At 55.4% G+C, this 12451-nt stretch carries 8 protein-coding genes; 5 read left to right on the plus strand and 3 right to left on the minus strand.

Annotated elements, in window-relative coordinates:
* Positions 1–261: 261 nt before the first annotated feature.
* Positions 262–1224, minus strand: a complete 963-nt coding sequence (locus WD071_RS05895; RefSeq protein WP_368047418.1) for a hypothetical protein — start codon at positions 1222–1224, stop codon at positions 262–264.
* 237 nt (positions 1225–1461) lie between these two features.
* On the opposite strand from WD071_RS05895, the gene WD071_RS05900 reads away from it, so the two are divergent.
* From WD071_RS05900 to WD071_RS05920, 5 genes are all read left to right on the plus strand, one after another.
* Positions 1462–2859, plus strand: a complete 1398-nt coding sequence (locus WD071_RS05900) for a nodulation protein NfeD (protein WP_368047419.1) — start codon at positions 1462–1464, stop codon at positions 2857–2859.
* Positions 2860–2914: 55 nt separating this feature from the next.
* Complete coding sequence (locus WD071_RS05905; protein WP_368047420.1) at positions 2915–3718, plus strand: slipin family protein; 804 nt, start codon at positions 2915–2917, stop codon at positions 3716–3718.
* Between the two features lie 23 nt (positions 3719–3741).
* Positions 3742–4497, plus strand: coding sequence for an esterase/lipase family protein (locus tag WD071_RS05910; protein WP_368047421.1), 756 nt, complete (start codon positions 3742–3744; stop codon positions 4495–4497).
* Between the two features lie 200 nt (positions 4498–4697).
* The gene (gene ppdK, locus WD071_RS05915; protein ID WP_368047422.1) at positions 4698–7439 is read left to right on the plus strand and encodes a pyruvate, phosphate dikinase; all 2742 of its coding nucleotides are present in this window, start codon (positions 4698–4700) and stop codon (positions 7437–7439) included.
* Between the two features lie 394 nt (positions 7440–7833).
* Positions 7834–9006: a type III PLP-dependent enzyme gene (locus tag WD071_RS05920; protein WP_368047423.1), complete on the plus strand. Its 1173-nt coding sequence runs from the start codon at positions 7834–7836 to the stop codon at positions 9004–9006.
* A 47-nt stretch (positions 9007–9053) separates the two neighbouring features.
* On the opposite strand, the gene WD071_RS05925 is transcribed toward WD071_RS05920, so the two are convergent.
* Together WD071_RS05925 and WD071_RS05930 are read right to left on the minus strand one after the other, a co-directional pair.
* On the minus strand, positions 9054–11609 hold the full coding sequence (locus tag WD071_RS05925) for an EAL domain-containing protein (protein ID WP_368047424.1): 2556 nt from the start codon (positions 11607–11609) through the stop codon (positions 9054–9056).
* A 55-nt stretch (positions 11610–11664) separates the two neighbouring features.
* Complete coding sequence (locus WD071_RS05930; protein WP_368047425.1) at positions 11665–12384, minus strand: DUF599 domain-containing protein; 720 nt, start codon at positions 12382–12384, stop codon at positions 11665–11667.
* Between the last annotated feature and the right edge of the window lie 67 nt (positions 12385–12451).

Below are 12451 nucleotides of genomic sequence, written 5' to 3' on the forward strand. Positions count from 1 at the left end.
TGGTCTCATGTTGACGTACGGCGTTATGTTATTGTTCTGACTAGACTCAATCGTTCTGAATAAATAGATTACAGCAATTGGATTATAACAATCCACAGTACTGCCAAGCATACCCCATTCACGTCTTCATTTCTTAATCTGACGCAAACTTCCGGTAGTTTAAAACACATTCCCCGCGCAAACAAAAGGGGCCGCTTCTCAGGGAAGCAGCCCCTTTATGTGTTGTGCTGCTCTATCAGTTAGTTTCCGGACTGCCGTGCCTTACTCAGGAACGTCAGTGTAGGAGAAGTAACCGATGAACATTTCTTCCCAGCTTTGCAGGCCGCCCATGGCATCCACGGTCGGATCAGGCACGCCCAGGTTGTACTGAGAGTTATCAAACAGACCTTCAACAACGACACGTGAACCGGCCGGCAGAACCATCGGCTCTTCAAAACGGTAAGTCGGCTGCCATGCAAAGTTGTAATCAGCAACGTTTACCAGGTCCTCAGACGTGTTGTCAGGGTACACAACGCGTGCACTCATGGCTTTGCCACGGTAGTGCATGTGAGCGCGGAAACCGTGCAGCATGATCTCGTCTTCAAACACGTGTGTTGCAGACGCTTCGTGGTTCATGGCACCAGCAGGGATCTGAATCTGGTTCATCGGCGTTGCAACTGAGTAGGTGTGATACTCCAGCTCAGGCGTCTCATTCTCATCAGCGAACCACAGACCTACACGGGTGCTGTCAGTTGTTTCCTGACCAAAAGATGTGTAGTGAATGCTCATGCGCAGAGCGGAGCCTTCAGGAATCTTGATACCTGTGTTCTCGGGGAACTCAGTGGCATATTCCTTACCTGGTGCATAACCTTCCAGGAATTCGCGACGTGGGTCGTTAACCGTTTCGTCGAGCATGCCTTCGCCAGCGTCCGGCGTATCAGCAACTACGTAGGAGAGCAGGTGGTGAAGAACGCGCTTGTCACCCGGAATGAACTGAACCGCTTTAACCCACTTCTCTTCACCGAATTCCAGAGGAATCACGGAGTCGATGTAGTCAATCACACCGGTTGCAGGAACATTAAAGCTTGGCACTTCAACGATATGGTCTGGCTCGGAGCCGTTGTAGAACCACTCGGCATCTACAGGCTGTATCTGAGTCAGTGGGTCAACACCGGTGGCCGCGTTAGCCTGAAAGCTTACCGCAGCTGCCATGGCGAGCATAGCTGTCATACTGGTCTTCTTCATTATGGAATTCCTCCCGCAGGGTTTAGCGGCTGAACGCTGACAGAGATTATTCTCTGACAACAACTACCACCTTTCTACTGTCTTGTATCTGCGTCATTGATTCAGCATTGCGATGGATCGTAAACCAAGTTTTCAAACTAGTACAACGTTTGCTGTGCCATTTTTGCAACATTGTGTGTCGGTTACGGCCCAGTCTGTAGATTCGACTTGCACCAAGGACCGGCGTATTATGCTCTTATGTTCCGCATAATGCACCTGATCAGGAAGTATGCCAGACACTGCCGCCTGCCTGTTGCGGGCGGCCTGACTGCGGCCAACAGGCTCTTTAAGGTATATGTGTCGTCCTGTTTCGTGTTCTTTGCCCTGACAAGCGGGCTGAGTGCCCAAAACCCTTCATCACCACCGCAGCCCGCGTCCTCCGAGGTCTGGCTGGCCGATCTGGAAGGGCCTGTCAGCCCTGCGTCGGCTGACCACATCCGGCGCACCCTGAACAGAGCCGCAGACGCCGAAATCGCCTTGCTTGTACTGCGGATAAATACACCCGGCGGTCTGGACACGTCGATGCGCGACATAGTCAGTGCCATTCTTGAGTCCCCTGTGCCGGTGGCTACCTGGGTCGCACCCTCCGGCGCCCGCGCAGCCAGTGCCGGCACTTACATTGTTGCGGCCAGTCACGTCGCAGCCATGTCACCCGCCACCAATATTGGTTCATCCACGCCGGTGAGCATGGGCGGTAACGACAACGAATCAGCCGCCGGGCAGAAGGCAGTCAACGATGCCATCGCCTATCTACAGGGCCTGCAAACGCTGCGTGGCCGCAATACCGACTGGGCAGCCCGGACGGTGGCCGATGCAGCCAACCTGACCGCCAACGAAGCGCTGGAGCAAGGCATCATCGATCTGATCGCGGGCGACACGGGCGCGCTTCTGCAGGCAGCCAACGGACGCAGCGTGGAGACCAATGCCGGCAACCGGAACATCCGCCTTGATGGCGCAAACGTGACGTTGATCGAAACCGGCTGGCGACACAACTTCCTCAGTGTCATTACCAACCCCAATATCGCCTACATCCTGCTCATGATCGGCATATACGGCCTGATACTGGAGTTCTACAACCCGGGCCTGGGCCTGCCCGGCATCACCGGTATTATCTGCCTGCTGGTGGGCGCATACGCCCTGCAGATGCTCCCCATCAGTTACGCCGGCCTGGCCCTGATGGCCGTTGGCATCGGACTGATCGTATTCGAAGTCCTGTCACCCAGCTTTGGCGTGTTTGGCTTGGGCGGCCTGACGGCCTTTGTGCTAGGCTCAGTCATGCTGATGGATACAGATGCACCAGCATGGCAAATCTCGCTGCCATTGATCGCCGCCGTAGCCGTGGCCAGTGGCGCCCTCATTTTTCTGGTACTGGGCGCCGCGCTCAAGGCCCGGCAGCAGCCCATTGTCACCGGCAATGAAGCCATGGCCCGGATGACAGCTGTGGCCATGGAAGACTTTGAGCACCAGGGCCATGTCCACGTCAGCGGCGAAACCTGGACCGCCAAAACCAACACGCCGGTTAAAAAGGGCGACCGGCTGCGCATTAACCAGATCGACGGCCTGCTGCTGCACGTAGCCAAAGAAGACCGGGACTAAGCACCTGCCGGCACGATGGCCGATACATCATTGATCAACAACTGAAGGAGTTGGTATGGAAGTTTTCATTTTTGTTCTGGCGGCCATTGCGATTGGCCTGCTGTTCAGCACCTTCAACATCCTCAAAGAATACGAGCGCGGCGTCATCTTCATGCTGGGCCGTTTCCAGACTGTCAAAGGCCCGGGCCTGATCATTGTGATCCCCTTTATTCAGCAGATGGTCCGCATCAGCCTGCGCACAGCAGTCTGGGATATCCCGTCGCAGGACCTCATTACCAAGGACAATGTGTCCGTAAAAGTAAACGCCGTGCTGTATTTTCGCGTTGTGGATCCGCAAAAAGCCGTCATCAATGTGGAAGATTTCATGGAAGCGACCAGCCAGCTGGCGCAGACCACGCTGCGCTCCGTGCTGGGCCAGCACGAACTGGATGAACTGCTGTCGGAACGTGAGCGCCTGAACAGCGATGTACAGGATATTCTGGATCAGCAGACAGACGGTTGGGGCATCAAGGTGTCCAATGTCGAAATCAAGCATGTTGATATCGACGAGAGCATGATCCGCGCCATCGCTCAGCAGGCCGAAGCCGAACGCTCACGTCGGGCCAAAGTCATCCACGCCCAGGGTGAGTTCGAGGCATCACAGAAACTGGTCGAAGCAGCACGGCAACTGGCCACCGAGCCAGCATCAATCCAGCTGCGTTACCTGCAAACCCTGACCGAGATCGCAGGCGAGCAAAATTCAACGATTGTTTTCCCCCTGCCCATGAATATACTGGAAGGCCTGAGCCAGCTGGGCAGTACACTCCAGCACAAGGGCAATCCACCACAACAGGCTGACAAACCTGACGCGGGCAACTGACGCAACACGGGGAAACACCTTCCATGTCCGCACCCGCGCGCCGGCAACAACTGCTTTTGATCTGGTTTCTTGTGGCCGCTACGTTTTTGTCGGCGCCTGCCCGGGCCGATGGGCCAGAGTGCGTAGTTCTGTTACACGGCCTGAGCCGCACTGACTTTTCCATGAAACGCCTGGAGCGCGAGCTGCTGGAAAACGGTTATTCAGTGGCCAATATTCATTATGATTCCCGCGACCACACCATTGAGCAGCTTGCCGATGTGGCCGTCGAAGCCGGTATAGCACAGTGTGAACAGGACCTCGTGCGCAAAATCCATTTCACCACCCATTCACTGGGCGGCATTCTTGTGCGTCACTACCTGTCGCGCAAGTCCATCAACAAACTTGGGCGCGTGGTCATGCTGGCGCCGCCTAACCGCGGCAGTGAAGTTATCGACGTCTTTGGCGACATACCAGGATTCGAAATGTTCAGCGGCGAACCGGCGCTTCAGCTTGGCACCGATGCCCAAAGCGTGCCGCTGAGCCTGCCATCCGCACACGATTTTGAGCTTGGCATCATTGCCGGCACCCGCTCCATCAGCCCGATATTTTCGCTCGCGCTGCCCGACCGCGACGACGGCAAAGTCAGCGTTGAAAGCACCAAAATTGCGGGCATGAATGATTTTATTGAAGTGCCCTACACGCACACATTCATCATGCAACGACAGGAAGTTATCGACCAGACACTGTACTTTCTGCGCAATGGCCGCTTTGTCCACAGCCCGGCAACCGACCCTTTGTAGTATTACTACATTACCGTGAAGATACTGCATATTGACCGCGACTTCTCAGCAATTAGCCACACAAACTCTGGGGTAAAACCTCCCCGACAAGCTGGATTTTAGCGGACACATGCTTTATCCTGCGCACCTCGCCAGACTGCCTCTAAGGTGCCAGGAAGGCGCGCATCGACATCTTCTGCTGACTTAAGAACCCGGGAACCATGAAAAAGACAACTGATACCAGCACAACAAAAAGCGGCTCGCAGAAAACGAGATATTTGTACAATTTCGGCCAGCAAACCGATGGCAATGCCAGCATGCGCGAGCTGCTTGGCGGCAAGGGCGCCAACCTGGCTGAAATGGCGGCCATTGGTCTGCCGGTACCGCCGGGCTTTACCATCAGCACCGAAGTCTGCACCTATTTTTATGCACATGGCCGCAGTTATCCAAAAACCTTGGCCAAAGATGTAAAAGCCGCGATTAAAGCAGTTGAGCAGCAGATGCAACGAGTGTTTGGCGGCCGCGACAACCCGCTGCTGGTGTCAGTTCGTTCCGGCGCCCGTGATTCCATGCCGGGCATGATGGACACTATTCTCAATCTGGGCCTGAACGACGAAACCGTGGAAGGTCTGGCCAATATTTCCGGCAACCCCCGTTTTGCCTGGGACTGCTACCGCCGCTTCATCCAGATGTACGGCGACGTGGTCATGGGTGTCGAAGCACTGAACGATGAGTCGGAAGAACCCTTCCACGCCCTGCTCGATGACATGAAAAGATCTCTGGGCAAAGAGCTGGACAACGAACTGACAGCCGAAGAGCTGCAGGAACTGGTCAAACGCTACAAGCTGCTGATCGCCGAAAAAACCGGCAAAAGCTTCCCGCAGGATGTTTATGAACAGCTGTGGGGCGCGGTTGGCGCTGTGTTCGGCTCCTGGAAAAACGATCGTGCCATATTGTACCGTTCACAGTACGGCATCCCAGCTGAATGGGGCACAGCGGTCAACATCCAGGCCATGGTATTTGGCAATGCCGGTGACGACAGTGGTACAGGCGTCGCATTTACCCGCGACCCGGCCACCGGCGAAAAAGTTTTTTATGGTGAATACCTGACCAATGCGCAGGGCGAAGACGTGGTGGCCGGTGTGCGCACGCCCAAAGCCATCGCAGCCATGGCAAAAGAGCTGCCCAAGAACTTCACCGACCTGGAAAAAGTCCGCACTCGTCTGGAAAAACACTTCAAGGACATGCAGGACTTCGAGTTCACGATCGAGAATGGCCGACTGTTTATTTTGCAGACCCGTAACGGCAAACGCACCGGCCTGGCTGCCATCCGCATTGCGGTGGAAATGAACAAAGAAAAACTGATTGACCAGAAAACCGCGCTGCTGAAAATACCGGCGGAATCCGTTGATACACTGCTGGTACCGGTCTTTGATGCCAAGGCGCAGAAAGATGCAAAACTGATCTGCAAGGGCCTGCCGGCCGGCCCCGGCGCCGCCACCGGTCGCATCGCATTTACCGCCGCCCAGGCAGAAATTGAAGCCCGCAAAGGCAACAAGGTCATTCTGTGTCGCTCAGAGACGTCACCCGATGACCTCAAAGGCATGCTCCACTCCCAGGGCATCCTGACCACCCGCGGTGGTGTGTCATCACACGCCGCACTGGTTGCGCGACAACTGGGCAAGGTATGCATTTGCGGCGCCGGCGACATCACCATCAACTATGAGCGCAAGACACTGACGGCCAATGGCGTCACTCTGAAAGAAGGTGATTACATCTCCATTAACGGTACCACCGGCTCAGTTTACCAGGGCCTGATCGAAAGCGCGGACTCGGAAGTCAAACGGGTACTGGAAGGCTCGATGAAGGCCAGCGAAAGCTATACCTATGAGCTGTTCAACACCGTCATGGAATGGTCAGACAAGTACCGCACGCTGCGTATCCGCACCAACGCCGATACTCCTGCCATGGCGCAAACAGCGGTCGCTTATGGCGCTGAAGGCATCGGCCTGTGCCGGACCGAGCACATGTTTTTTGAGGGCAGTCGAATTGATGACATGCGCCAGATGATTCTGGCCGTGGACGGCGTACAGCGCCGCGAAGCGCTGAAGAAACTGCTGCCCATGCAACGTAAAGACTTTGTAGGTCTGTTCAAGGCCATGGCAGGTCGTCCGGTGACCATCCGTCTGCTGGACCCGCCGCTGCACGAGTTCCTGCCGCAGGACGATGCGGTGCGTCGTCAGCTGGCCGACAAGCTGGGCTTGCCGCTGGAGTTTGTTATCGATCGCATCAAGGCGCTGCACGAAGAGAACCCGATGCTGGGTTGCCGCGGTTGCCGCCTGGGCATTCTGTATCCGGAAATCACCGAGATGCAGGTGCAGGCTATCTTCGAAGCCGCTGCCGAACTGCTGACGGCGAAAAAGCCGGTCGAAGTGCATCCGGAGATCATGATCCCGCTGGTGGGTTTCAAGGCCGAGCTGGCCGATCAGCTGGCGATCGTGCATCGCATTGCCGATGAGGTGATGGCGAAGAAAAAAATCAAATTCAAGTACATGGTCGGCACCATGGTGGAAGTGCCACGTGCGGCCATTACGGCGGATGAGATTGCGGAGCATGCGGAGTTTTTCAGCTTCGGTACCAACGATCTGACGCAGACAACTCTGGGCCTGAGCCGTGATGACATGGGTCTGTTTTATGATGAGTATCAGCAAAAGGAAATCTACAGCAAGAACCCGTTTGCGAGTCTGGACAAGTCGGGCGTTGGCAAGCTGATGCAGTTTGCGGTGACCAATGGTCAGAAGACGCGCAAGGATCTGAAGCTGGGCATCTGCGGCGAGCACGCCGGTGATCCGGATTCGATTGATTTCTGTCATAACCTGGGGCTGCACTACGTCAGCTGCTCACCGCCCCGAGTGCCGATTGCACGGCTCGCTGCGGCGCAGGCAGCGCTGAGGGTTAAGTAAATCTTCAGGCTGGATAACGAGCAACTTAGCCCCGGGCGCGCTGCCCGGTGAATGCGCCCGGTTTTTATCTAGTCGAAGCCACTCTGCTCAGCGGGGGTGGTGGGTGTATGCCTGAAGGACCGTATGCGACCCTTGGACGGTCGCATACGGTCCTTCAGGGACGGGTTCACGGGCGTGTCCTTCAGGCATACACCCGCCGGCCCGGCCGATCCGGCACTACCCTCGGAGACGCCCCGACCAAAGTAACTTCAGGGAGTATTTGCAAAAAACTTCGTGTTCCATGCCGGGAGCCTTTGTTACAATGCCGTAGAGCGTTGATGTCCAGACCAGCTCGGTCAGGGCCAAGCGATTTTATTCCAGCCCCCAGCCGACGCTGAAGGAGAAAGAGCCTAGCATGAGCACAGAAGCCATCAGAATCGAAGATTTCTACCCGCTGCCCACCTTTAACCGCATTAAAGCACTCGCCGACACCAAGGAAACACCCTTTGTTGTCATTGATCTGAACACCATCAGCGAGCACTACGACACTCTGGTTGAATATTTCCCCTACGCCAATGTGTATTACGCCGTTAAAGCCAATCCGGCACCGGAAGTTCTGACCCTGTTGCGTGACAAAGGCTCCAACTTTGATGTCGCATCCATCTATGAGCTGGACAAGCTACTGGGCCTGGATGTCAGTGCCGAGCGCTGCAGCTATGGCAATACCATCAAAAAGAGCAAGGACATCCGCTATTTTTACGAGAAAGGTGTGCGCATGTTTGCCACCGACTCGGAAGCCGATCTGCGCAATATTGCGCGCGCGGCGCCCGGTTCACGGGTCTATGTGCGGATTCTGACGGAAGGCAGTCATACTGCAGACTGGCCGCTGTCACGCAAGTTTGGCTGCCACACTGACATGGCCATTGATCTGCTGATACTGGCGCGCGAATTGGGCCTGGAACCCTATGGCGTGTCCTTTCACGTTGGTTCTCAGCAGCGCGACATCGGGGTCTGGGACGCAGCTATTGCCAAAGTGAAAGTCATTTTCGAGCGCCTGAAAGAAGAAGACGGCATCGTGCTGAAAATGATCAATCTGGGTGGTGGTTTCCCGGCCAACTACATTACCCGCGCCAACACGCTGCCAACCTACGCGGAAGAAATCACGCGCTTTATTCAGGAAGACTTTGGTGACGATTTCCCGCAGATCATCCTTGAGCCGGGCCGGTCACTGATTTCGAACTCGGGCATTCTGGTATCAGAAGTGGTGTTGATTTCCCGTAAATCCCACACCGCACTGCACCGCTGGATATTCACCGACGTGGGTAAGTTCTCGGGGCTGATCGAAACCCTGGACGAGGCCATCAAGTTCCCGATTCACACGGATAAAACAGGGGAATCCGAAGAAGTGATTCTGGCCGGACCGACATGTGACAGTGCCGACATCATGTACGAACAGTACAAATATGAGCTGCCTTTGAACCTGGCCACCGGTGACCGCCTGTACTGGTTCTCCACCGGCGCCTACACCACAAGTTACAGCTCGGTAGAGTTCAACGGCTTTCCGCCACTGAAATCCTATTTCGTCTGACGCCGGATCTGTCAGACTGAAAGACCGGGCCGAACCGATCAGTACCTTCAGACTCTCGATGTAACGAAGTCCCGGAAGTCCTCCTCGGATAACGGCCTGGAGATGTGATAGCCCTGAAGATAATCGCAATGATTGCGACGCAGGAACTCCGCCTGCTTCGCAGTCTCCACGCCCTCCGCTACAACTTCAATATCAAGCTTCCTGGCCAGCAAAAGAATCGTTTCAACCAGCGTGGTCTGGGTATCCACCAACTCCAGATCCTGCACAAAAGAGCGATCTATTTTGACAGCCGACACCGGGAACCGCGAAAAATAACTCAACCCTGAATAGCCGGTACCAAAATCATCTATTGCGATCTGTACACCCGCCTGGTGCAACTGATCAAGAACCTGGTGGGTGCCGGCGCTGTCTTCCACCAGCACCCGCTCGGTGATCTCTATGGTGACCCTCAGCGTTTTCTCCTGCTCCAGAGCACGCAGCCAGTCCTGAGCATCATCATCACGCATGTGCAACACTCGCGGCGACACATTCACCGACAGAGCAATCGGGCGCGACAGGGACGCATTCAATTCGTTGACAAACCGAAGTGACGACTGCAACACAAGCAGGTCAATGCGATTGATCAAGCCGCGCTCTTCAGCAACCGGGATGAAGGTATCAGGTGCTACCCAACTGCCATCCTCCTGTTGCCATCGCACCAGCGCTTCGCAACTGCTTGCCCGGCCACTGACCGCATCAACGATGGGTTGGTAAAAAACGGTAAGCAGCTTTTTTTCCAGTGCCACTACAAGTTCATTGTAAAGGTGATGCTTCTGCTCGGACTCCAGCTGCATGGCGATGGTGTAGAACTGCCATGAATTCCGGCCGGCCTTTTTGACCTCGTACATGGCCTGATCCGCCTTGATCACCAGGGTATCAACACTTTCACCATCATCGGGATAAAACGCCACACCAATACTGACGCTGCAATACACCTGGCGCCCTGACATCACAAAAGGCTTTCGCATCGCCAGCACAATATCATCCGCTATACGCGACACCACACTGGCGGAAAACACATCGGCCAGTATGGCCACGAATTCATCGCCACTGTAGCGCGCCACCGTATCCACCGTGCGGATGCTGGACTGGATGCGCTGTGCCGATTCAACAAGCAGTTCATCGCCCGCATCGTGGCCCAGATTGTCATTGACGGATTTGAAGTTATCCAGGTCAACAAACAGGATGGCAATGCGCGTGCTGCGCCTTTTGGCGTGCAGCAGCGCAGTATGCAGACGATCCTGAAACAGTCCTCTGTTGGGCAAGCCGGTCAGGCTGTCATAATTGGCCTGGTACTCAATCAACTGATCCACTTTTTTCTGTTGGGTGATGTCCTGGATAGCGCCAATAAGTTCGACTCTGCCGCCGTCCAGCTCCATCACCTCGGCCTTCAGGTGCAGCCAGATTACCCTGCCTTCACGGCGGCGCAGCTCCAGTTCCTGGTCAATGCGCTGACGCAGTTTGCTTGCCTGTACAACATAGTGCTCCAGCAACTCCGCGCTGCGCGTGTCCAGACTGAAACAGAACCCGGGCATATCAACGGTCTCTTCATCGCGCGGCAGCATCATGATGTCGCGCGTTTGTGTCGACAGCTCAGTGAACATGTCATCTGACCAGCGCCAGCCACCAACCTGCGAAACGGTTTCCACCGCCCGCAAAAACCGCTCATTACGGAAAATAATACGTTTTAATGCCTGGTTATTTTCAAACTGACGATAACGCAGGGTCAGCAGCACGGACAGCAACGTGAACACGGCAACGCCGCCGGCCCGCAACACGGTGATAGCGGTAAGTCCCTGTGCCTGTGACAGGGGCAACAGGGCCGCAATCTCCCAGCTGCTGCCGCCGGCAGAGACAGGCATGATGACAGCGGTTGAATCCTCAAACGTAGCGGGGTCACCAAAAAACACGCCGGCGCCATCCTGCTGGCCGACTCTGCGCATGGCAAATGACAGCGCATCCGGCAGATCCCGCAGCCCTGCATTCTGATACACCGTTTCTGCCAGAATGGGGGCTGACACGATGCCCCAAAGGGTGGGTGAACCGTCCGCGCCGGGAAGATAGACTGGTGCACGTCCGACAAACGCAAAGCCTCCCTGCACCAGTTCCAGGGGCCCCGCGATCACCATGCTGCCAGTCTCAACGACCTGAATCACTTCGTCGCGCTGATTGTCCTGCTCAAGATAGTTCAGCCCGACAGCGGCTTCATTACCTTCATTGGGGAATATGTACCGTATGACCAGGTCCGGCGCTGCCGCCAGATTGACCAGCGCCGGCTCCCGGGACAACACCGTGCTGGCGTAAAGCCGGTACTGGGCATCGGTAAAATCCGGATAGGACGCAATAAAGGCAGCCAACCCGTTAATGAGGGACAGGTTGTTGGTCAGTTCACTTTCCAGTTGGTAACGAATGGTGCTCAGGCGTTCACTGACGGATGCGCTCTGCTCATTCTGCAGTTGATCCAGATAGCGACGTTCAACATACAACTGAATGCCGATGACCAGCACCGCCAACAGGAACAGTGACAGCAGCAGGGAGCGCTTCCTGAACAGCGTCTTTATCATTGGCGGGGCCTGCTGAGTCTATGAAACAAACCTGCGGGTTTTTATTGGATGCCCGTCAGGCATCCGGCAAATCTTCCATCATGATGGCCAGCGTATCAGACTTGAATTCGCGCCGGTACAGGACAAAAACCACAAAGGCCGACAGGGCGATAAAAAACCAGGCATTAACAAACCAGCTCAGCGCCGCCATAGCGAAATAATAGCTGCGCAAACCGTTGTTGAAATTACCCGAGGCCTTGGATGCCATCTTGGAAATCGAGTCTACGTGGCGTGCCATCTCCTCTTCGCTGGGCAGCAGTTTTATTTCCGGCGCCCCGCCAATCATGACCGAGACCAGACCATACTGGCGCAAGCCCCAGGTGAATTTGAAAAAGGCGTAAACAAACAGGAACATCAACAGCATGACCTTGACCTCCCATTCACCGCGCGTACTCTGGTCGGAGAAAGGGAAATCGGCCAGCATGTTCATCACGGCATCGGAGGAGTTCAGTAGCGTGACCAGACCGGCCAGTACCAGCAACGATGCCGAGGCAAAAAAGGACACATTGCGTTCAAGATTGGCGACAATGTTGGTGTCTGCAATCCGGTTTTCCCGGGTCAGGGCCATGCGGATCCACTGCTTGCGGAAGCGATGCATGGCGAAAGCAAGGCACGGTGTATCGACCGCACGTCTGGCAGTGAAGTGAAGATAGCCCCGGAAACAGGCGAGGAAAAAGATCAGCGCCAACACATTGAGCTGGTTTTCCTGCAGGTAATTCAGAATTGTTGGTGACATGAACCGATCATCTGATAAACATTAACATCGTGACAGTAAACCACGCGCGCGATGCTGACAAGCCCTG

Origin of the sequence: Pseudohongiella sp., assembly GCF_040877505.1 — a bacterium.
GTDB lineage: Bacteria > Pseudomonadota > Gammaproteobacteria > Pseudomonadales > Pseudohongiellaceae > Pseudohongiella.